Here is a 23,326-nt window from a genome sequence, read left to right as displayed (position 1 = left end):
TGCCTGATTGTGCGAATAACTTAAACCAAGCCACAATCGCGTGACATATTCTCAATCGATTTGGGGTGTACGATAATATTGTCCTCGATGCGAATACCACCAAAAGGCTTAAATTCAGCGACCCGATCCCAATTGATATACTGACTGTTATCAGAACTGCGCAGCTCCTCTAATAGACTGTCAATAAAGTATAACCCTGGCTCGATAGTGAAGACTTGGCGAGCCTCAACCGTGCGCGTGCAACGCAAAAACGGATGATCGTCGGGTGCTGGCTTCGGGGTCCCCCGCTCATCAGCAATCAAGCCACCCACGTCATGCACCTGCAAACCTAAGAAATGCCCAATGCCATGCGGGAAAAAGGTACGACTAATGCCCTTATCAACGACCTGCTGGGCAGTAAGATTCACAATATGGGCATCACTTAAAATCTCGGCAATACCATCATGAGCCTTGCGATGAATGTCGGCATAGTCGACGCCAGGTTGTAGCTCTGTGGCGAGCAACTTCGTCAAGTTATCCACGCGCGAGATTAAATCGTTAAATTCGTGGGGCTGGTTACAGTAAGTGCGGGTAATGTCGGCAGCATAGCCATTAAACGATGCCCCCGCATCAATCAGAAAACTACGATGCTGCTGCGGTGGCTGCGACTCTAGCACCATATAATGTAGGATAGAGGCATTTTCATTCAACGCTACAATGTTGCAATAAGGCACTTGATTTTCGCCCTGTCGAGCAGCGTTTAAATAGGCCAAATTGATGTCAAACTCACTTTTGCCTTGCAAAAAAGCCTGTTCCGCGGCGCGATGTGCTGCAACGGCAGTTTTATTGGCCAAACGCATGCACGATAATTCATAGTCAGTTTTATAGGCGCGATGATAATGCAAATAATGCATGACCCGATCAGGGTTTACATGACTAAAGCCTAAGGCTTGTGCGACCTCTATGAACTCGCCCACATAAGCATATTTGTCCTTGTCATAGGGCAAGTGTTTCTCTACTGCATTGGCTTGCTTTAATAACACAACATCAAAGTGTTGCGTCCAAAACGCCGCCGGCTCAGGTGGGACTTTATGCCAAAAATCCACCGGGCGATAAAAAATCAACTTAGGTTTATTCACGCCATCGACAACCAACCAGCAGTTCGGGTTATCAACCACTGGCAACCACGCTTTAAACTGAGGGTTTACGTGAAATGGGTAATGATTATCATCAAGAAACATGACTTTACTTTGGCCCGAATGAATGACGAGGCCATCTAACGCTTCATTTTCCAAGGCTTCGCGTGTCCGCGCTTGTAAGATTTCAATGTGTTTGGCGTAATCTTCAGCTAATGCTTGCATATATTCCTTACTCAATTTCAATACGACCAGTCGCAGTGGCTGGTTTTAATTCGTGCTTGGGGACCATTTGCATATGCTGCAACTGCTCGAACACATCGGTTTCTAGCCCCAGCTGACGTTGATAGATATATTTATAGGCTAACACGGCTTTAACATAATTTCGTGTTTCTCGATACGGGATTGATTCGATCCAGATGTCAGCATCTTGCGCCTGTTGTTTTGGTAGCCAATTTAACACACGCTGCCACCCTGCATTATACGAAGCCGTTGCTAACACCGGATTATTATCCACTTTCTGCATGAGATACTGTAAGTAACGCATGCCTAAAGAAATGTTACGCTCTGGCTCAAGCAACGCCGAATAGTTGACCGATTGCTTTTCGAGGTAGTTCGCCGTGGTTGGCATTATTTGCATCAGTCCACGCGCCCCTACTTGCGAAACAGCATCGACCATGAAGGAACTTTCGCGTCGCGTGATGGCCAGCGCCCACGCAGGATCGACTTGGTACTCATTAGCTAATGGCTGCAATGGTGTTGCGTTGGGCACGGGGAAACGGCGCACCACATCATCCATGTAACCTAACTCAGTAAACAATTGGATTGCCTGATCAAACCACCCCCAGTGATGGGCGAGTAATGCGGCCTGTAATTTAATATCCGGTGACATCTCACGCAAAGCATAACGCCATTCACGCCGAGCTTCGGCGAAGCGCTCATTGCTTTTCAGTTCATAAGCGCGATTAATCGCTGGGTCTTGGATCAAAAGCGTTTGGATCTGTACATCCGTAATCGGCTCGCGATGATTGAACTGCGCCGGTTGGTCGAGCTGAGCACTCGCTAAAAATCCGTAATAATGGCGCTCTTGTGCGGCATTACTGAACCGCTCTCTAGCCTTTTCAGCGACGTCTAATTGCTGCCAACTGCGTCCCATCCAATACTCATAGGAGAGATCCTGCTGTGCAATGTCGCTGGCTTGCTCGATAATTGCTAACGTCTCTTGCCACTGCTGCTGCCGTACACTGGTTGCAACCTGCCAACGTAAGATTTCTTCGTTAAGGTTAAACGCTTGCGCCTTTTGCAGCCAACTAGGCGCATCTGGATGCTGGTCGACGGCCAATGACAGAGCGATAGCGCTAACAATATCCTCACGTTGCTTTGCGTCCAGTTGTAAGCCATCTGCAAACGTTTGATAAGCATTGATCACTTTATGCGGTTGTGACCACGCCAATTTTTTCATCGCATAAGTAAATGCTTCACCCTCTTGCAACAGATACTGCATGGGTAATCGCTTCGCATTGGTCAGGCGTGCAGGATTGCGTTGCGCGTCACGCCACAATTGCGCGAGATATTTGTGTTGGGGTTTTAAACTGCGCGCCAGAAAACTGGCAAGACGATAATTACCCTCTTGCGTGGCCAACTTGACTCGCTTTAACGTTCGTTCGGAGGTTTGCAGGCCCGCTTTTTTCCAGCGCGAAAACAACGGATCGCAGGCACTGGGTTGCGAGTAAGCAACCATCCATAAATGCGCGACTTTGGCATCAAGTACTTGCGGTTCAGCGTCCGCAGGTAACGTGTGACGAAGATAGTAGCAATCCAGCTCAGCACTTAACCCGGCATGATAGTCACGCACAAACGTTTGATTCGCATTCTGATCCTGCAATAGCTGTAACCAACGCTTACGCACGTTCCGTGCTACGGGTTGACCGTCGTAACGGGTTAGAAATTCGCTAATTTGCGCTTCTGATTGGCGTGACAAACTAGCCAGTAACCAATACTTCCATGCATAGGGATATAACGCGTAGCCTTCCAGTGCATGCAAACGTGCTTGCATGTCAGCAGCGTCAATATTGCGCTGCGTACGGATAATGGTAACAAACTCGTCAAACTGCTCACGATAACGCACAGTATCAGGGGCGCTGTACGGGTCTACCGCAGCAGCCATAGGCGTTTGCGGAAAAGTAATAAGGGGATTGTCGACTGCCAAAACAGAATTATGCCAAGCTATAGATATAAAAAATAGTCGATATAACCCTGCCAATTTAAGGCTTTTAATACGGCTAAAACGCAGCATCGACGCAACTAAAAATGACCTAGGCATACTCATAGAGTAGCAAGATTTGACGCGCGTTTCAGCGAACTTTGTCGCAATTTACGCACTTTGTGCCTTGAAAAAAACGCGAGACTACCTATCTCTAGACTTTCAAACACGTGTTTTATTTTTTCGTTGTGTTTCACACCGATTTTAACGAGAATCTCGACCCCCTACGCATAAAGTGGTGTGAGTCATCTATACTTATGCTCCACCGCGATGAGGAGATATACAATATGATTTACTCAGGTAGCTGTCTTACAGTTGCAACTATCGACTCGGCCAATGACATCGCCGAGCTAGTGTTCGATGCCTCGGGCTCGGTTAACAAGTTTGACCGTCAAACCGTGGAAGAGTTGGACCAAGCCACACAAGCCATAAAAGCACAGAGCGGCCTCAAAGCCCTGATCGTTCGCAGCGCTAAGCCTGCTTTTATTGTAGGTGCTGATATCACAGAATTCACTGGATTATTTGCTCAACCCGACGACGAAGTCCTTGCTTGGGTAGCAAAAACCTCGCAAGTATTCGATCGTTTCGAAGATCTTCCACTGCCAACCGTTTGTGCCGTGAATGGCTTTGCCCTCGGTGGCGGGTGTGAAATGGCGTTGGCCTGTGACTTACGTGTCGCTGATACCACCGCACAAATTGGTTTACCTGAAGTAAAACTCGGTTTAATGCCTGGCTTTGGTGGTACGGTTCGATTACCTCGAGTCATTGGCTCAGACAATGCGCTTGAATGGATGACTACCGGACGTGACCGGAAAGCCGCTAAAGCACTTGCTGAAGGCGCGGTTGATGCTGTCGTTGCGCCAGATGCACTGCGTGAAGCTGCTATTTCAATGGCCCAAGATGCAGCGGCCGGTAATATTGACTGGCAAGCTCGACGCACGCAGAAAAAATCCCCTTTACAGTTAAATAAAAATGAAGCCATGATGAGCTTTTCAACTGCAGCTGCTATGGTTGCAGCGCAGGCGGGCAAGCACTACCCCGCTCCGCATATGATGGTTGAAACAGTAAAAAATGCCGCTATGCTGGACCGCGAGGGTGCATTGAAGCTAGAAAATGAAGGCTTTGTTAAATTAGCTAAAACCGATGCGGCGAAAGCGCAAATTGGTATTTTCATGGCCGACCAACTGGTCAAAAGTAAGGGTAAGAAACAAGCTAAACAAGCCAGTAAAGAAGTTAAGCAGAATGCCGTGTTAGGTGCAGGCATCATGGGGGGCGGTATTGCGTATCAGGGTGCGGTGAAAGGCATTCCAACGGTGATGAAAGATATCAATCAAGCCGCACTCGATCTCGGCATGAAAGAAGCGTCTGGCATTTTGTTGAAAGGCATGCAGCGCGGTAAAGTTGACGGCGCTAAAATGGCGACGACCTTAGCCAACATCACTCCAACACTTGAATACAGCGCGATCAAAGACGCTGACCTCATTGTTGAGGCCGTAGTAGAAAATCCGAAGGTTAAAGGTATTGTTCTGGGTGAGACTGAAAACGTCGTCGCTGACGATGCGATCATCTGCTCGAACACTTCCACTATTTCAATTAACCAATTAGCCAAGAGCTTAAAGAAGCCTGATCGCTTCTGTGGTATGCACTTTTTTAACCCTGTGCATAAAATGCCACTGGTTGAAATCATTCGTGGTGAAGATACCTCAGACGATACTATTGCAGCGGTTGTAGCCACAACGTTACGCATGGGTAAAACGCCTATCGTAGTTAACGATTGTCCAGGGTTTCTAGTCAATCGTGTCCTATTCCCCTACTTTGCAGGATTTAGTCGCTTAGTGCTTGATGGTGCTGATTTTACTGCCGTCGATAAAGTTATGGAGAAGCAGTTTGGGTGGCCTATGGGTCCAGCTTACTTACTAGACGTAGTCGGCATGGATACGGCAGATCACGCCGCTGGCGTTATGTCAGAAGGTATCCCTGAACGTATGCAAAAGATTGATAATGACCCAGTGACAGTCATGTTCAAAAACGAGCGTTTAGGTCAGAAGAACGGCAAAGGCTTCTACGATTACGGCGTTGACAAGCGCGGTAGACCGCAGAAAACTCCAGCGCAAACTGCGTATGAGCTATTGCAACCGCATGTTGCCGAGCGCACCGATTTTAGTGCTGACGAGATTATTGCTCGGACAATGATCCCAATGGCTAACGAAGCCATTCGTTGTTTAGAAGAAGGTATTGTTGGTAGCGCAGCAGAAGCCGACATGGCACTACTCTACGGGCTTGGTTTCCCACCGTTCCGTGGCGGTATTTTCCGTTACATCGAGACTATGGGATTACAAGCGTTTGTTGAATTAGCCGATAAGTATGCTGACTTAGGCCCGATTTATCAGGTCTCTGATGGTGTTCGCGAGATGGCTCGCACCGGCAAATCATACTTCGCATAATTCAGGCCTAGGAGAATCTTATGAAAGACGTAGTAGTTATTGATTGTATACGCACCCCGATGGGTCGCTCCAAAGGCGGTGTTTTTCGCAATGTACGTGCAGAAACCTTATCTGCACACTTAATGAGTAAGTTGCTTGAACGTAACCCTAACGTTAACCCCGCTGAGATCGAAGACATCATCTGGGGTTGCGTACAGCAAACCAAAGAGCAGGGCTTTAATATCGCACGTAACGCACAGTTACTTACCGATATTCCGCGCAGTACAGGCGCTGTAACGGTAAACCGTTTATGTGGCTCGTCGATGCAAGCCTTGCACGATGCGACTAAAGGGATCATGACCGGCAACGGTGATATCTTTATGATTGGTGGTGTTGAACACATGGGCCATGTGCCTATGACCTTTAATCTAGACTTCCACCCGGGGCTAGCCAAGTATACTGCCAAGGCATCAGGCAATATGGGTATGACCGCTGAGTTACTGGGTCGCCAAAACGGTATTACGCGTGAAATGCAAGATGCATTCGGTGCTCGCTCGCATCAACGTGCGCACAAGGCTCATCTTGAGGGCCGTTGGGCCAATGAGATTGTGGGCATTGAAGGGCATGATGAGAATGGCGTACTCAAGTTAATTGAGCATGATGAAGTTATCCGCCCGGATAGCACTATCGAAACTATGGCAAGTTTGCGCCCAGTATTTGATCCCGTCAACGGCACGGTTACCGCTGGAACTTCCTCCGCAATTTCTGACGGTGCAGCTGCCATGTTACTCATGTCTGCAGATAAAGCGAAAGAACTTGGCCTAACGCCACGCGCGAAGATCCGTGCGATGGGCGTAGCTGGATGTGACGCTGCTATTATGGGCTTTGGTCCGGTACCTGCCACCCAGAAAGCACTTAAGCGCGCGGGATTAACCATGGATGACATTGAAATTGCTGAATTCAATGAAGCTTTTGCAGCGCAAGCATTGTCGTGTGTCAAACAGCTAGGTTGGCTGGATAACTACGATGAGAAAGTCAACTTGAATGGCGGCGCGATTGCTCTTGGCCACCCACTCGGTTGTTCAGGTGCTCGTATATCTACGACGCTACTCAACCTCATGGAGTCAGAAGACAAAACATTAGGTTTAGCGACCATGTGTATTGGTCTCGGTCAGGGGATTGCCACAATCTTCGAACGCGTCTAACTCCCAGCACGAAAAATGCTAACAAGCCCGTAGCCGCATGGCTATGGGCTTTTTTATATTTAGCCTGATCCCCACCGACCCGTTGGCTGCGTTTACGCCCCAAGTTCGCCTATAAATAAACAGACTTTTCGAGTTACCGTTGCACTGGTGTTGGCAATCGAGCATAAATTTGCATAACTCCTTGCTTGCGAATGGCCCCTTGCATGTTATTAGAACTTCCTTGTGGACTTTGGACTTTGGACTTTGGACTTTGGACTTTGGACTTTGGACTTTGGACTTTGGACTTTGGACTTTGGACTTTGGACTTTGGACTTTGGACTTTGGACTTTGGACTTTGGACTTTGGACTTTGGACTTTGGACTTTGGACTTTGGACTTTGGACTTTGGACTTTGGACTTTGGACTTGTAAATATTAGATCCTGAGTTCTTATTTTCTATTTAATTTTAAATTTTTAATTGAGTTTTTGGTTTTTGGTTTTTGGTTTTTGGTTTTTGGTTTTTGGTTTTTGGTTTTTGGTTTTTGGTTTTTGGTTTTTGGTTTTTGGTTTTTGGTTTTTGGTTTTTGGTTTTTGCGGCTATAGTTAATTCACAGGATAAAAAAACAAGGAATTTTTATGTTACTAAAGCACGCTCGTTTACTCATTGTCTCCCTTTTTCTTCCACTACTTACCATCATAGGGTGCTCCAGCTCCCAACCCTTCATTCCCGTTGCTCAGTATACATCCGATACCGCCTTATTTTTGTATAGCCCACTACAAGTAAGGAATGGGCATGAAGTTCCTGTCATTCATATCAATGGTCAGGAGGTCACGCGGTTAACAAATGGTGCTCTAACGGTGGTTAATCTGCAGCCGGGATTACACGAAATCACCTTGTACAAAATGGAAACGCCATTCGCGGTGGCTAGCCAAGCGTTCTATGCTGCGACCTTTACGATAGAGCAAGGTGAACGTCTCTATTTCCGCTGGCAAGAAGATAAAAGCTATGATGTATCGTTAACTGCCGATAGTTTTGCAGGTCCAATGGATTATCGATTTGTACCCGCGCAAATTGCCAGCACTGAGCTTAGCGAAGCAAAAATCAAAACCGTGACTGTACTTCCGGTGCGAGCGCCACTCGAGTCATAAACATCTGAGGGGCCAGATACTTTGATGGTCTCGACGGACAGCCTACTCTGCCATGAATGGATCGGCTTGCGTTGCATAGCAACATAAGTTATTGCCCTGGGTTAGTTTTAACACAGTCAATCTGACGCCTTAAACTAGTGTCCTGTAGCCCAGCTCGAGCCAGAGGGACTTAGAGGCAATCAATCATTTACATGTATGTAAAACCATTTAATCTTATTTCTTCAACATAATTAGAATACCGGTATTTGCGCATGGCATTTAAAACGCTCCTGTTCTGTTGCTTTGTTTTGTTATGGATTAGTGGCAACGCGTGGTCGCGCGAATCACTCACCGACCCAAACGCGTTTTATCAAAACAGAATGAACGTAGCCCCATTAATTCCGGCCAACAACAACAGTAGTGCTCTCAGTTGTGCGCCGCGTAAACCTGTCAATCTGAGCTCTTTTCAAAGCAGTACGGACATAAATTATGCGCAGTCTGGCTGGTCTAAACGCGTATCAACCGACCGTAAATGGCTGGCAAGCAGTGCAGAATTAGGCCGTCTACTGCTCATAGATTTTGCCACAACGAATGACGATTCACTGGTATTTCGGTATTTATCCAATGGTCGAGAGCTCGAACTGTATGAACCGTGGAGCTCGTCAAAAATATTCGCTTATACCGCCGCCATGGCAAAGTTACGCGAACAAGGTATTGGCGCAACCAGCACTATTGGTGAGGTCAGCGTCGCAGACCTGATCACCAGTATCAACAGCTATGAGTCTAGCGGTAAGGCGCCAGGTGATTCCAATGCGATTGCAACGTTTTTTGCCAACTTGGCGGGGCGTGACTTTTTAACTGAGCTATTTCATGCCCGCTGGTTACTTCTGGAAGACCCTGCAGTCCGCTTTCGCGGGGCTTACGGCAATCAAGCATTCAATCCATTTGATTACACGTGGCATGATGCAAACAAAGCAGTGAGGTTGGTGCCGTTTCAGCACGCATCGGAAGACCCCGGCTATCAGCCGTATCGCTGCGCTACCTGCGGATTAACTGGCAATAAACCTATGCATGCGCTGGCTCAAGCGGAGTGGCTGAAGCGTTTGGCCACTCACTCAAGAATCGCTGCGACACGTCATCCCCTACTCGAACAAGCAGATGTCGATATTTTATTGTACGGCTCAGATGGTCTAGGAGGCATGATGGCTGGCATCAGCCGGATCCTAGCTGATGCTATCGCAGGAGCGATTGAACCAGGAGCGGATAATGACAGTAAGGCGGTTTTGGATAACGCAACTCAGGGGCAATGGCGTATATTCCAAAAAATTGGTTGGGGTCCGAGTGAAACGCGGGGCGCCGGCGAAGTGGTATTGTTAGCGCATGTTTGCTTGCCTTTTTATCAGGGTGGCAGGGAATTTACGCTTGCCGCCCAGACAGCGCAGAGTGGCAATGGTGAAATCTTTGTCGGCTACGCAGGGATCAAAATGCAGCACCTGCTGAATCAAAGTATGCGCAAGTTGTTTGCGCTGGACGATAGTTAATTATATTAACTGAGCTTAAATTAACATATCTGCGCACGCTCTCATACACGCCGGGATTAGGCATTGAACAAATCGAAATTTTATTTGTGTTTATACTTTAACCAGCGGTAGTATAAATTTTCGCCCTCGGCGTTTGGATAGCTATGCAGAGAAAAAGTAGGACCTTAGAAGAATCAATTATTCTCACTATCAGTGGTGCTATCTCACTGAGTCTCTTGCCGTTTGTTATCATTCGATTTTTACAAAACGATATTGCTGTGGCCATTCTAAATACCACGGCAGTCTCGGTTACTGCCGCCATATTTCTTCAAGTGTATATTACCCATACGGTTTATTATGCCCGTTGGGCCTTAGCTCTATTGAGCGTGATCGTGATGGTGCTCACTATCGGTATCAAAGGACCCGATCAAATTGTCTGGGCCTACCCAGCCATTACAACCGTTTTTTTTCTCCTGACACCGCGTGTGGCAGTCATTATCGGCTCGCTGTTTATCTCCGCAGTCATTTTAATCATCTGGCCACAGATTGACGCTTTTTTTGCGTTGAAATTCGCGGTCTCAGCTGGCGCTACGTTGCTATTTTGCTTCGCATTTGCGAGCCGAACTCGACGCCATCAAGAGTTTCTCCAGCGTATGGCAACCTCCGATCCGCTTACCGAAGTAGGTAATCGACGAGCGATGGAAGAGATGCTTATTAAAACCATTGAAAGACTGCGGCGATACCATGAGCAAACGTGCTCTTTAATTATGATGGACATTGATCATTTCAAGCAAATCAATGATCAGTTTGGGCACGCAGTTGGCGATGACGTTCTCAAACACTTTGTTCAGGTAATTGCAGAGCGGATCCGCAAAACGGACGCTTTGTTTCGCTTCGGCGGCGAAGAATTTGTTGTGATTGTCGAAAACACAGGGCTGAATGAAGCAAAGTTGCTCGCGCAAGAGTTGGTCGATGCGGTGCGCTCGGCTAGCTGGCCAGTCGCATCACTTAACGTCACCATGTCATGTGGTGCCGCCGAGTTTAATGGCAAAGAAACTGCCTACGAGTGGATCGCTAGAGCAGATTCTGCGATGTATCGGGCAAAAGCGATGGGCCGTAATCAAAGTCAGTTTGCTGATTAAAGCATTAACGCACATATTCTCTGGGTACGCGCTCAGATACCCGCGTGAGTAGTTCATAGTCAATCGTACCTGCTCGTGCAGCAACATCGCCAACGCTAACATGACGGCCCCATAATTCCACTTGGTCACCAATCGCAACTTTTGGGTGGTCAGTTACATCAAACGTCAGCATATCCATTGAAACCCTACCCACTAGCGGAATTCGCTGCCCATTACACCAACCGGGTGTACCGCTGGGAGCGTGCCGTGGATACCCATCGGCATACCCAATAGCGACCGTCGCAATTCTGGACGCGCGCGATGCTTGCCACGACGCACCATAACCGACACATTCGCCGGCATTAATATTACGCAAGGCTATTACTGGGGCGCTTAGCGTCATGACCGGCTGAAGACCAATGTCGACAGGTTGTTGACTTGCCATCCCACCATATAAAGCTATGCCTGCGCGATTCCATGCACCGTGACTACTTACCCATTGCAAAATACCCGCCGAATTCGCCATACTGCTTTGAAAATGGTACTGCTTAAGTATCGTGTTGAGACATTCAATTTGATTTTTGGTGTGCGGGTTCTCAGGTTCGTCGGCACACGCGAGGTGACTGAAGATCACCGTTTCCTGATTAATTAAGTGCGCAAAGAGGTCAAATACATGCGCTAATTCGTGTGGCATAAATCCCAAACGATGCATTCCTGTATCGACCTTTAACCACACCCGTGGCGTCATGTTCAAATTGTCATTGATCCATTGCAACTGAGCCATTCGATGCGCAACTAGAATGACATTATTGGTCAAGGCCCAGCGCGTTTCACTTTCACTGTATGCGCCCTCTAACACTACGATGTTTTGCTTACTTCCCTGTTCCCGCAATTGCATAGCTTCGTCTACAAACGCAACGGCCACACACGTTGCTGCATGCTCCAGTGCACGCGCAACCTCTACAGCCCCATGCCCATAAGCATTCGCCTTAATCACCGCCAGGGTATTACCGTTAGGATTGCACTTTTGCAACAACTTGAAATTTGACAATAGCGCATTTAAATCAATGGTTGCGGTAGTTTTGCGGGTCAAAGGTCTCTTCCATCGAGTAGCTAAACGGGAATATTATTCCAACATGTACTTTATTAAAAGAATAAAGTATTCTTTTGCAATGAATATCGCTTATAGACGCTAAACATACCGCAATGCTTGATCAATATTCCAGTCTTGATGTCGTTGTTTTTGTCGGCTATGCGCTATTACTCTTGATTTCCGGTTACTGGTTTAATCGTAGAGCCAACAATGGTGCTGACTATTTTCTCGCAGGCAACACCATGCCGGTATGGGCGGTCGCTATTTCGGTCTTGGCTACCTCGCAATCAGCCGCGACTTTTTTAGGCGGGCCAGATCAGGGATACCGCGGCGATTTGAGCTATCTGGCCAGTAATATTGGGGCGTTTATTGCGGCATTGGTGGTTAGCCTGATATTAATCCCGCGCTTTTATCAGGCCCGCGTAATGACAGTATATGAGTTATTACAAGAACGATTCGGGGCTGACGCCAAGCAACAAGCAGGATGTATTTATTTGTTTGGCCGCTTACTCGCCAGCGGCGCTCGCCTTTATATGGCTGCGATTGCGGTCGCCATGATCCTGTTCGGAAACATTGCTCCAAGCAGTGTGCTAAGCGCCACAGCAGTCATAACCATTTGCGGCCTCGCCTATACCGTATACGGCGGCGTCCGCAGCGTTATCTACAGTGACGTTATTCAGTGTTTTGTGTATGTCAGTGCTGCCATTGCGGTTATTGTTTGGTTGCTGATTTCTATTCCGGCGGACCTGACTACTATAATTACCGCGCTAGAAACACCGCTTGACGGTAGCGCATCGAAGCTCACATTGTTCGACTGGCGCCTTGATTTTTCAGCAGGCGGTGTATTTACCATGGCCTCAATCCTGACCGGATTTGTGCTGCTTAATATTGCCGCGTTTGGTTTAGACCAGGACATGACTCAACGGGTACTTACCTGTAAGTCAGCACGCGATGGTGCTGCCGCGATGTTGAGCTCGGTCTTCCTAGTGATCCCAGTCATGTTACTGTTCATTACTATCGGACTACTTCTATACATTTTCTATCAACGCCCTGACTTAATGCAGTTGTCACAAACCAGCGCTACAGCGCCCAGTTTTGCAGGTGAAACCGTTACGATTTTCATGTATTACGTGCTTACACAAATGCCCGCGGGTTTAAAAGCGTGGGTCACCATCGGCATAATAGCAGCTGCACTATCTACGCTAAATTCAGGTTTAAATTCAATGGCATCAGTCATTGTTAATGACTTAGTAAAACCGTTTTGTAGCAAGCGCATGCAAACCTTATCGAGTGCACAAGAAGTCCGTTTTGGTCAATGGACAATGGCAGTCGTTGCTCTTTTACTCGCTTCGGTCGCCAGCGTTTGTTTTTATTGGCAACAGTATACCGACACTCCCTTATTGCAATTTGCCCTGAGTGTCATGGTGTTTTCCTACAGTGGTTTATTAGGCGTCTACTTTACTGCAATCTTTACCCAACGAGGGTCTAAATTAAGTGTTCTACTAGCACTTATCAGTGGTTTTGTTGTGCCTTTGCTGCTGCAGCCTTATATACTGAAGTGGTGGCTACCCACTGACGAACCTGTTTCGATCGGATTTACTTGGCAACTCATGCTCGGTACATTAACCTCCAGCATCGTCTGTTTATGCGGTGCGCAGCGTGCATCATCAACGGGTCATAACCGTCAACAACCAAGAGCCAGTTAACACTATGCTGCATCATGAAACCTTTACGACTGCGCAATTGCTCACTCAGTTGAGCAAGATAATATCTGAAGGGCGAAATCCCGACACCATGGATATTGATCTTTTGGGTACCGAAGACATCCTTAAACGCATCAATCAAGAAGATCAAAAAGTAGCTGCGGCAGTAAGTGAGTGCATCAGTCAAATAGCAGCAGCGGTTGATACTATCGTTGCTCACTTGCAGCAAGGTGGACGTTTGTTTTACCTGGGTGCCGGTACCAGCGGACGCCTCGGTATCCTAGACGCAGTAGAGTGCAGACCGACGTTTAGCGTCTCTGACGAGCTGGTACAGGGAATTATCGCGGGCGGCGAAAAGGCGATTCAACACGCGGTTGAAGGAGCTGAAGATGATCATCAAGCCGCAATCGTAGACTTACAGCGTGTCGGCTTTTCGCATACCGATGTATTGGTTGGCTTAACGGCTAGCGGTCGCACCCCCTATGTAGTTAGTGGACTGCAATACGCCAATCAATTGGGTGCGCCAACCATCGCTATTACCTGTAATCCTGATTCTCCCGTGATAGAGGCTGCAGATATCGGGATATGTGCAGTGGTAGGGCCCGAAAGTTTGACCGGCTCGACGCGCATGAAGTCCGGTACTGCGCAAAAGCTGATCCTAAATATGCTGAGCACAGCCAGTATGATCAGATTGGGTAAGACCTATCAGAATCTGATGGTTGATGTGAACGCCACCAATGAAAAGCTAAGAGCGCGAGCAATCCGTATCGTTATGCAAGCCACCGATTGCACTGCAGATGAAGCTGAAGATGCGCTCAACCGCGCTGACAACCGTGCCAAACTTGCGATCTTAATGCTGCTCACCAACACTGGTGCCGAACAAGCAGAAGGTCTGTTGATCCAGCATAACGGCTTTTTGCGCAAAGCGGTTGAAGCGCAAGGTGGCTAATATCTTCCGTGGACTTTTAATTTTATTGGCAGTGCTGCACTGTCATGCCTACGCGATCACAGTTGGCGCTGAGCGCCCGGAGCTTTACTTGCCGGAGTTAGCGAATAAACAAGTAGGTCTGATTGTGAATCCCTCATCGCGCGCATTTGACCAACATTTGGTTGATTATTTAGTGAGCCAAGACGTAACCATCGCTGCCATATTTTCACCCGAACATGGCTTCCGCGGTGATAAGGGCGCAGGAGAAAAGGTTGCCGATAGTATAGACAGTGTTAGCGGTGCTCCCATCTATTCATTGTATGGCAAAACACGTAAGCCAACGGCGCAAATGCTCAACAATATTGATGTTCTCGTTTTCGATTTACAAGATGTTGGTGTGCGCTTTTATACCTACATTAGTACCCTGCATTATGTGTTAGAAGCTGCTAGCGAACAGAACATCCCAGTTATCATCCTTGATCGCCCTAACCCGAATATCCGCTTTGTTGACGGTCCACTATTAGAGCCTGCTTTTCAATCGTTTGTTGGGATGCACCCGATCCCAATTTTGCATGGTATGACCGTGGGTGAATTGGCGCAAATGATTATAGGTGAAGAGTGGTTAACCAGTGCCGATCCTGTGAATCTTTCGGTTGTACCGGTCGCGGATTATGCGCGCGACATGCGGTACTCGCTGCCGATTGCACCAAGCCCTAATTTGCCTAATGATCAATCAGTTCAGTTATACCCAAGTCTGTGCCTGTTTGAACCCACGATAATGAGTATTGGCAGAGGAACACCTTTTCCGTTTCAGGTTTTAGGGCATGATCAGGTTCACCTCGGAGTTTTTGACTTCACTCCGATCAGTATGCCCAAAAGTGCACCCAAGCCTAAACTACAGGACTCCCCACTACAGGGCTTAGATTTGCGAACAAGTGACCAAGAGGGGTTATTTTTAGCGTTACTGATCGAAAGTCTGCGTCAGAGTCAGGACTTGAAGATTAATTTTTTCACTTCAGAGAGCTTCTTTGATAAGCTCGCTGGCACTGATAAGCTGCGCCATGCATTACTAGAAGGCAAGTCTGAAGCCGCTATCCGAGCCGGATGGCAAGCAGGTTTGAAACAATTCAAGCAGCGACGAGTCCCCTATCTTCTCTATCCCGAAGCGATGTCAGACGCTTAAGACGTCGCCCCCACGCGAAAACGATGCACCACACTATTGGTTTTTTCCAATAGTTTACGTCCACTGCGAGACGCCTGAGTCAACGCAATGAAGAGCATATCGATGATCAATTCTTGCGCCGTTCGCGCCAATATCGACGACAAACGCAGTGAAGGGTCTTCAGCCACCGAGTAAAGTCGAACATCTGCCATATCCGAAACAGGGGTACCACCATACTTGGTAATCGAAATAACTCTCGCACCGTTGTTGTGCGCCGCAGTGACTGCATTTAGAACTTCTCGTGTACAACCTGATTCACTGATAGCAATCACGACATCAAACTCACCAAAGGTGGCCGCAATACCAAGCTGCGCATGACCGTCTTGCTCAGCAATCGCATGGATCCCTAACTTGTGCAACTTATAGGAGAAATCCTTACCCACCAGCGCTGAGCCCCCGATGCCACAAATCAAGATGCGCTGCCCATTTTTAATCAACTCAACGGCGCGTTCAAAAGCGACTATTTCATTCAGTTGGCGAGTTTCATGCAGCACAGCAATCTTGCTGTTTACCAACTTATCAGCCATTTGCTGATAGCCATCAGTAAGGGTGATTTGGCCATGTAATTGGGTATTGGGAGTTTCGTTGTTAAGGGCATCTATCACCGCTAGTTTGAACGCAGGATAGCCCCGATAACCTAACTTTTGCGCAAATTTGACTACGCTGGATTGACTTACCCCTACTACATTTGCCAATTCCTGTGAGCTTAAATCTCGCACTGCATTTGGAGAGTCCAGAGTAAACGTGGCTAATTTCGTCTCACTGGTTGAGAGATTCTCACGGATGGCTTTAATTTTTACAAAGGCAGACATGGCAATTGTGAACAATAGAAGGTCAACTCAGTATAGAGACTTCAACTAGAATGTGAATTATTTATTCGGAATAATTCCAATAAATAGAATATTTATCTGCGCAGGTATATATTCTTCGCTATAGTAACCAGAATAATTGCATGGAGTGATTGTTACTTTGAGCCAAGAAGCCCTTTTACCTGTATGGCAGGCGTTAAACCGTCCTCATCTAACATTAGATGACTTGCTTCCTACGATCCAACACTTAAGCAGCCTACCGTACGTAACCAGCGAGGTGATCGGGCAAAGTTACGAGCAACGACCCATTCATCAACTAAACCTTGGGCACGGGCCTGTAAGGATCCTCGCGTGGACTCAAATGCATGGTGATGAGCCAACAGCCTCAGCCGCCGTTCTGGATCTTGTGCATCATTTGGTGACCGGTCAGGTTATGCCGCTAGAGGAATTTCTTGCACAATTCACGCTGCAGATCATTCCAATGTTGAATCCGGATGGTGCTGCACATAGAACCCGTGTGAATGGACAAGGCATCGATATTAATCGCGATGCCAACAAGCTGACCACCCCTGAAGGTCGGTTACTGATGAGAGTTGTCACCCACTTTAAGCCTGATGTCGCATTTAATTTACATGACCAGAATCCCTACTACAGCGCCGGACATTCGCGTAAACCTGCGACAATCGCGTTTCTAGCTCCCGCCTTCGATGCAGCCAAATCGCTCAATCCAGCACGGACAAAAGCCATGCAATTGATTGCTTCGATGCGCAAGGAACTGGAAGCTCAGATCCCAAATCAGGTTGCACGTTACAATGATACCTACTCTTTTCGCTCGTTTGGAGACACCATCGCAGGATTAGGCACCAGTATTATACTGATTGAGTCTGGAGCGCAGTTTAACGATCCCCATCGCCAAATTGCTCGTTACATGAATATTGTCGCGCTTGCCCACGCGCTGCTCGCGCTGTCGAATAATCAGTGGCAGCAGTATTCCCAAACTGATTATTTTGCTATTCCAGAAAATCTGGAAGACGGATTTGCTGACATATTGATCCGCGGTGTTAGCCTGCGCAGAGACCAGCACACTCTGCCATATAATACAGATGTTACCTTCCGGGTCATCGAATCCACCCAGCGACCAACCCTCGATGCCATCGGTGACTTAAGCCATCATGCGGCTTTTCAGGAAATCAACGGAGAACATTTGTGTCTTATCGCGGGGAAAGGGTTTTTACTCACAGAACCACTCATACTCTCACAGGAGAAGTACCGCGAATTGTTGCTTGCCGGCTACAGTTTTTTTGTTGGCGAACCGCGATGGATATCCAATACAAGCAATTGGCCACTCATGTGCAAGCCCACCGCTGAGCATACACTGCAACCGGGTTGTGATGGCTATGCACTGCTAGTTGAAGACGACAATGTCATCTCAGCGATACTCGGCAACCAATACATCCCTAACCTAGCAGCTTAAAGGATGCTGATGAGCCAAACTATTGCGTTAACACCTATCAGTAACTCCCAAAAGCCGGGTTGGCTGGAACGGCATCAGCAAAAATTGACCGAGATCCAATTGCGTGCTGCAAATATTCGCTGGGTATTTATTGGCGACTCAATTATTCAACACTGGGAAACCCTTGCGACAGACTCTTGGCATCAACTTGCGACTACCTTTAACGCCTTAAATTTAGGTTTTGCGGGCGACCGCACCGAGCATTTATTGTGGCGTATCGAACACGGTCAACTCGAGGGTTACACTGCCGAAGGCGTTATATTGCTAATTGGTACCAACAATAGTGGACATCGCAAAGATCCTGCCCACATCACTGCTGAGGCTATTCAAGTCATCATTAAGAAAATCCGAGAAAAGCAACCTAACGCGCGTATCATCGTGCATGCATTGTTGCCCCGCGGCAAACGACCAACGAATCCATTACGTTGTCTAAATAACGCGATAAATCATCAGGTCCGGCAACTGACTGCTTCTTTGCAAGTCGAATGGTTTGACGCTGCGGAACTATTTATTAACGAGCAAGGTTTGATGAAAAATCAGGTCATGGATGATTACCTTCATCCTAATCCCAGCGTTTACAAAGTTTGGGAAAAAACATTATGCCCACTGCTGCAGGCAAAATAGTGATGCTCATTCAAAGTCGTGCAGGCTTGTATATCGAGCAAGCTGAGATGTTTCAATTTCAAGCCGCACAACGCCTTGCTTAAAACGCTGCAGGATAGCGGTGAGCTTGAACAACTGCAGTGCGAAGTATTTGCACGTTACAATATTGATTACGTTGCGAAGTGAACAATAGGGACTTTCCTCAATTCGTTTTTAATAGCATTAACTCAGCCTAGCAACACAGCTATGTTGCAGAACACAGTCAGGGTAATTGCATTCACAGGTTGGAATAAATTAAGGAACAGTAATTATTATTACCCAGTTTTGTGCAATAGATGGTCGGTCAGCAATGATCGAATTTAAGACGGATGTGATCATTTACGACTACAGGCTCAACTCCACAAAGCGGCGTTCAGTTTATTAATTCCTGCTCCAAAACATCATTGTTTGGCTTGTAGTTTCTGAAGTGCATATTCCATGGCCTCGTTTGCAGGCATAGCCACATCTGGTTTTACACCTTGTTGTTCAATTCGCCCCGAGTTGGCGGCATAGTAATCTGCAATGGGTAATGACAGTTGTAAACCATGGCTTAGGTCGTACATTTTTTGCGACAGCATTTCTCCTGCAGTCACTTCCCCAACTACAGTTACGTTATCAATATAGCTCAACGCATCCGTTACCAGTTCGGCAGCGCTAGCCGTTCTTTTGCTGGTTAATACATACACAGGTTTATTGAAATATGGTGCGGTTGGTTGGAATTGAACACGCGTTATTGCATTGTTTTGAGCGTCATTCCAAAAGCTTTTTATAGACCAACCAGCCCAAGGAACTTGTTGTGAAATTTCTTTTTGGGTTGGTAAACGATCATGCGCCTTGTTCCAAGGCTGTGAAATGAATATGCCTGCATCTAAAGGTGATTGAATTAGATGACTGACTAACGGCTTTACGGCAAAAGCGCCACCATTGTTATTTCTTAAATCTATAATTAGGCCAGTTGCCTTTTTGTCGGCTATTTCTTTGTATGCAGTGTATATTTGCTCGATGGTATCCATACCCATCATGGTATTGACTGTCAGAATAGCGATGGAGTCATGCCAAGTTAAAGCAGCGCCATTGCCTCCCACGTTCATGGTGTCTAGATAATCAACCATTTGCGGTGCAGGCATTTGGGCGTTGTCTATTCTTACATGTGAAAACGGGCCTTCGTACCAAATGCGATTAAAGGCTTTTATAAAAGCTTCTTTATCTGTTGCTGTCCTCGCAAGCGTTTCGATTTTTTGTTCCATATCTTTGTAGGCATCCGAAGATAGTTCTTCAGGGTTATAGTGATATTGATGCATCAGCGATTTAATATCCTGATTAATGGCCTTAAAATCTATGGCCGGCTGATTTGCAAATAGATTGAATGACGCTAAACCAGCGGTTAGGCAAATAAGCAGGGGTAAGCTGATTTTTTTCATTGTTTTGACCTTTTTCTTTCTTAGTAAACATTTTCGTAATGGTCAGAGAGCAAATTTCAAACCAAATGTAACCACTTGAAAGTATTGGGAATTATACTTATCTGATTGTGTATATTCTAAATTCAGTGGTGAAAAACACGATTTAATGGTCTGATTATTGAACAGTTTTTTCTTGTTTCGTTATCGCTCAGTCATTTTTGTTCTGTGTCTTGAAAAAAGAGACTGTAACTAATTTCGTGTAACTGCTTATTATTAGTAGTCCTCGTCATAATGCGGTTTTGACCAGAAGTAAGTTACATTGGGCGTCTACTTTCATTTTCCACTTTTTTTTTGTAGGACAAGGTGAACGGCTCAAAATGGCGCTCAGCGTAACTAAACAATTAATTTCCAACGAAATGATTTATGGCACAGTCGGAACGAAAACACTTCTTCCAACCTCAGTAAGCATATGGCCCAAAGTAATTAGGGAACACCTAGTCAAAGTGAAATGAGTGCCGTTCTGCAATGGTTGAACGTCTACTCAGGTTGATTTTTAGCTTGCGCAAGTAGGACGGAAACTTGTTCCTGCCGTGCGGTTATTTGCTCTTTCAATTGAGTTTTCTCTTCAGTATCTGTGGCGGCTGATAACGCCTGATGCAATTGCTCCAACTCCGACTGCAACTGCTGGATCGAGAGTTCCTGTTGTTCTGCCTGCTCAGCTTTATCAAAAGCGACTTCTTCGTGCTGCTCCCCCTGCGCCTTAGTCACTTTCTTTTGCGGCTTTTGCGGAAGAACCGCAACATTCGGATCAGTCGGCCGTTGCGCCATGTAATTGGGGGATAAAATTTCAATACCCCGTTGATGAAATTCGTCGAGTATTGCTTTGTGTAATTTTGATTTTGCCGTTAATAGCCCTTTGACTTCAGTTAATAGACCCGATACACGATAACTGACACTAAAGTCGCCAAGCGCCAAGACTTGTACAAAGCCGTCAGATAATTCGGCTTTTTTCGCAGCACAAACTAGGACATCTTCTACTGTGTCATGATGCACGTCGTAGCCAATACTCACGTGCGCGGTAATTAAAGTGCCAGATGAGCGAATCACAGATACCGGATTGGCGATCAGATAACTATTAGCAATTGAAATCAGCTGGCGCTGCTCGGTTTGAATTTCTGTGTCCAACAAACCCTTTTCCGAAACGCGGCCAAAATATTCATTGCACTGAATAAAGTCTCCGGTGCGAAAAGGTTTATTTAGGCGCAGAACAAAACCCGCCATGAGATTGCTGACGATGGTTGTGGAGGAAAAGGCGATAACACCAGACACCATAACGCCAAGCAAAGCCAGCACCTGATTACGAGAGCTTTCACTGATGGGAAGAGACAGAATAACTGCGACAAAAGCAACAATAACCAGCATTCCAAAACCCAGCTGACGCGGTAAGCGCTGTTCCACACTGAGTTCAGGCTTAACCAACAATAACCGATGAGCCACATAAACAATGATTGCGGTTATGATAAGCGTGATAAAAAGAGGGCCAGATTGAGTTAAGCGTTCCATGATTTTCCTTGCACCGTGATAAGTTCATTGGTTTTAAGCATTCCAGTGACTCTAACAACTCATTTCGCTTGGGACTGAATTAATAAGTCTCACCTTTCCTTGCGACAAGCGCAACCAATCAATGGCAAATAAGCTCGCAATCCTAACTACTCATAATGGAATTATTGATGCATAACATGTCCCTTTCGCCTCAATCCTGACCGCACTGGTCGAGGGGCGGTTGAAAATTGTACCGTGCAATTTAATCTAGCGACTTATTCACAAGCATAAATGAGTAGCGTACCCATGCTGATGAGAAACCGTACTGCAAGTCTACTTCTGGTTGTAAGTTCCGCACTAGTTGGCAACAGTGTAAACAGTGAGTCCTTGATTGCGTATCCTGATTACACCGGTGACTACGAGGGCTTCAGTTTGGTCTTGGACGAGCGGTTTGACGACTTTAACCAGACTATCTGGAAAACCGGAGATGGCGCAGTCGGTGCGGAATCAGCCTGTCGCTTTCAGCCCCAAGGGGTACAAATTCGCAATGGCATACTCACGTTACTGGTGCAACAAGAAGCTATCGAGCCTAGTTGGTCTGAAGACCATCAACAGCAGAAAAACGCATATGATTTCTCCTGTGGTGAGGTGCATACCCAACCGCACCTGTCTGTTCGCTACGGGCGCATTGAAGCTCGTATGAAAGCCCCTGACAGAGCCACTGCGTCAGGCTATATTTCCTCGCTTTTCACCTATACCAATCATGTGGATCCGCAGGCGCCTGCAGATGCCTTATTGGAATGGGAAGAAATTGACGTTGAACTGGAAGGTGGCCGCCCGGATAAATTTCAAGCGAATTTGATTTATGGTGTAAATACCTGGGAATGGTGGCGTACACGTGCTTATGGGGCATGGGAAGATAAGATCATTGTTGGCCCTGTGGATGAATGGCGGGTATTTGCTATTGAGTGGTTGCCTGACGCTATTAAGTGGTATGTGGATGGTGAGCTAGTCAAAACGTTACATCAAACCGACACCGACTGTGAACCGACGTGCGTCGGTGAACAACGTTTCCCAGCGCCCATTCCAGACAACCCGACGCAATTGTTCGTAAACTTTTGGATCCCCAATGATGCCATTCAAGACACCTTTGGTGGCAATAAAGTCCGCAATCAATATCCAATGAAAACCGAATACGATTGGATCCGCTACTATCAGCTTGACACTCATCCTGTTGATTGGTCTTCAACTCACTGAGCGGCATAAATCCAGCTGGATTAGGGTAAGGTTTGTAATTGATGTTTAATTTCTGCCCGCACGGCGTCCACATGACCAAGGACCAGTTCAACTGAGGTGTTGTGCTGTTGAATCTTGTCCCAGTGTTCATTCCAATTAACTTTGAGGTTACTGGTATGAGCTTCCACTTCCGGGGCAATTAAAGCACTTAGCTCGTGGATCAAACCGACTTTTACCCAGCCGATCCGCGGACTTCCTTCTTCTGTATTATTGTCATAATGCAACGCATAGATATTTTGCTCTAATTCAGACAATAACACTAAGACCTCAAAAGCCGCCTCACGAATGGTATTGTTATCTTCGGTCACTTCCAAACGCCATGTATTGTAAGTGAAGCCAACGATCGCAAACACCACACTGAACATAGCGGTAAGGTAATACAGAGTGAATTTTTCACGTAATGTCACTCAATGCTCCTTCTATCC

At 46.7% G+C, this 23,326-nt stretch carries 18 protein-coding genes; 11 read left to right on the top strand and 7 right to left on the bottom strand.

Annotated features, from left to right (window positions below):
• Nucleotides 1–20: 20 nt before the first annotated feature.
• Nucleotides 21–1,340 (bottom strand): Xaa-Pro dipeptidase, encoded by a 1,320-nt coding sequence (gene pepQ, locus AC121Z_RS02590; protein WP_498126426.1) that lies wholly within the window; start codon nucleotides 1,338–1,340, stop codon nucleotides 21–23.
• 7 nt (nucleotides 1,341–1,347) lie between these two features.
• Nucleotides 1,348–3,282: a lytic transglycosylase domain-containing protein gene (locus tag AC121Z_RS02585; protein WP_498126424.1), complete on the bottom strand. Its 1,935-nt coding sequence runs from the start codon at nucleotides 3,280–3,282 to the stop codon at nucleotides 1,348–1,350.
• Between the two features lie 383 nt (nucleotides 3,283–3,665).
• Here AC121Z_RS02585 and fadB point away from each other — a divergent pair, with 383 nt between their 5' ends.
• The 5 genes from fadB (at nucleotide 3,666) to AC121Z_RS02560 (ending at nucleotide 10,774) form a co-directional block, all read left to right on the top strand.
• Complete coding sequence (fadB, locus tag AC121Z_RS02580) at nucleotides 3,666–5,822, top strand: fatty acid oxidation complex subunit alpha FadB (protein WP_498126422.1); 2,157 nt, start codon at nucleotides 3,666–3,668, stop codon at nucleotides 5,820–5,822.
• A 20-nt stretch (nucleotides 5,823–5,842) separates the two neighbouring features.
• Nucleotides 5,843–7,006, top strand: coding sequence for an acetyl-CoA C-acyltransferase FadA (gene fadA / locus AC121Z_RS02575; RefSeq protein WP_498126420.1), 1,164 nt, complete (start codon nucleotides 5,843–5,845; stop codon nucleotides 7,004–7,006).
• Nucleotides 7,007–7,620: 614 nt separating this feature from the next.
• Entirely contained in the window at nucleotides 7,621–8,133 is a 513-nt protein-coding gene (locus AC121Z_RS02570) for a hypothetical protein (RefSeq protein WP_498126418.1), read from the top strand.
• 251 nt (nucleotides 8,134–8,384) lie between these two features.
• The gene (locus tag AC121Z_RS02565) at nucleotides 8,385–9,653 is read left to right on the top strand and encodes a hypothetical protein (protein ID WP_498126416.1); all 1,269 of its coding nucleotides are present in this window, start codon (nucleotides 8,385–8,387) and stop codon (nucleotides 9,651–9,653) included.
• Nucleotides 9,654–9,796: 143 nt separating this feature from the next.
• Nucleotides 9,797–10,774 carry a GGDEF domain-containing protein gene (locus AC121Z_RS02560; RefSeq protein ID WP_498126414.1) on the top strand — a complete coding sequence of 326 codons (978 nt, stop codon included), beginning with the start codon at nucleotides 9,797–9,799 and terminating at the stop codon, nucleotides 10,772–10,774.
• Between the two features lie 4 nt (nucleotides 10,775–10,778).
• Here AC121Z_RS02560 and alr read toward each other — a convergent pair whose 3' ends face one another.
• A complete protein-coding gene (gene alr, locus AC121Z_RS02555) occupies nucleotides 10,779–11,846 on the bottom strand; it encodes an alanine racemase (protein ID WP_498126412.1) in 1,068 nt (355 codons plus the stop codon).
• Nucleotides 11,847–11,959: 113 nt separating this feature from the next.
• Here alr and AC121Z_RS02550 point away from each other — a divergent pair, with 113 nt between their 5' ends.
• From AC121Z_RS02550 to AC121Z_RS02540, 3 genes are read left to right on the top strand one after another with little or no spacing between them, the layout of a single operon-like run.
• Nucleotides 11,960–13,552, top strand: a complete 1,593-nt coding sequence (locus tag AC121Z_RS02550) for a sodium:solute symporter (RefSeq protein ID WP_498126411.1) — start codon at nucleotides 11,960–11,962, stop codon at nucleotides 13,550–13,552.
• Between the two features lie 4 nt (nucleotides 13,553–13,556).
• Nucleotides 13,557–14,498, top strand: coding sequence for an N-acetylmuramic acid 6-phosphate etherase (gene murQ, locus AC121Z_RS02545; protein ID WP_498128127.1), 942 nt, complete (start codon nucleotides 13,557–13,559; stop codon nucleotides 14,496–14,498).
• 1 nt (nucleotide 14,499) lies between these two features.
• Nucleotides 14,500–15,660, top strand: a complete 1,161-nt coding sequence (locus tag AC121Z_RS02540) for an exo-beta-N-acetylmuramidase NamZ family protein (protein ID WP_498128126.1) — start codon at nucleotides 14,500–14,502, stop codon at nucleotides 15,658–15,660.
• Here the strand turns inward: AC121Z_RS02540 and AC121Z_RS02535 are convergent.
• Nucleotides 15,657–16,511, bottom strand: a complete 855-nt coding sequence (locus AC121Z_RS02535; RefSeq protein WP_498126410.1) for a MurR/RpiR family transcriptional regulator — start codon at nucleotides 16,509–16,511, stop codon at nucleotides 15,657–15,659. The two genes, AC121Z_RS02540 and AC121Z_RS02535, sit on opposite strands and share 4 nt — an antisense overlap.
• 157 nt (nucleotides 16,512–16,668) lie before the next feature.
• Here AC121Z_RS02535 and AC121Z_RS02530 point away from each other — a divergent pair, with 157 nt between their 5' ends.
• Complete coding sequence (locus AC121Z_RS02530; RefSeq protein WP_498126408.1) at nucleotides 16,669–17,982, top strand: M14 family zinc carboxypeptidase; 1,314 nt, start codon at nucleotides 16,669–16,671, stop codon at nucleotides 17,980–17,982.
• A 9-nt stretch (nucleotides 17,983–17,991) separates the two neighbouring features.
• On the top strand, nucleotides 17,992–18,645 hold the full coding sequence (locus AC121Z_RS02525; protein WP_498126406.1) for a GDSL-type esterase/lipase family protein: 654 nt from the start codon (nucleotides 17,992–17,994) through the stop codon (nucleotides 18,643–18,645).
• Between the two features lie 419 nt (nucleotides 18,646–19,064).
• Here AC121Z_RS02525 and AC121Z_RS02520 read toward each other — a convergent pair whose 3' ends face one another.
• A complete protein-coding gene (locus AC121Z_RS02520) occupies nucleotides 19,065–20,084 on the bottom strand; it encodes a S41 family peptidase (protein ID WP_498126405.1) in 1,020 nt (339 codons plus the stop codon).
• A gap of 516 nt (nucleotides 20,085–20,600) precedes the next feature.
• On the bottom strand, nucleotides 20,601–21,626 hold the full coding sequence (locus AC121Z_RS02515) for a mechanosensitive ion channel family protein (RefSeq protein ID WP_498126403.1): 1,026 nt from the start codon (nucleotides 21,624–21,626) through the stop codon (nucleotides 20,601–20,603).
• Nucleotides 21,627–21,911: 285 nt separating this feature from the next.
• Here AC121Z_RS02515 and AC121Z_RS02510 point away from each other — a divergent pair, with 285 nt between their 5' ends.
• Nucleotides 21,912–22,862 carry a glycoside hydrolase family 16 protein gene (locus AC121Z_RS02510; protein WP_498126401.1) on the top strand — a complete coding sequence of 317 codons (951 nt, stop codon included), beginning with the start codon at nucleotides 21,912–21,914 and terminating at the stop codon, nucleotides 22,860–22,862.
• 20 nt (nucleotides 22,863–22,882) lie between these two features.
• Here the strand turns inward: AC121Z_RS02510 and AC121Z_RS02505 are convergent, their stop codons facing one another.
• Nucleotides 22,883–23,308 (bottom strand): hypothetical protein, encoded by a 426-nt coding sequence (locus AC121Z_RS02505; RefSeq protein ID WP_498126400.1) that lies wholly within the window; start codon nucleotides 23,306–23,308, stop codon nucleotides 22,883–22,885.
• Nucleotides 23,309–23,326 lie beyond the last annotated feature (18 nt).

It is taken from the genome of Alteromonas sp. DYW1, from assembly GCF_059752595.1.
Note: the sequence above shows the minus strand (reverse complement) of the source record. Positions and strands in the feature narration are given on the sequence as shown.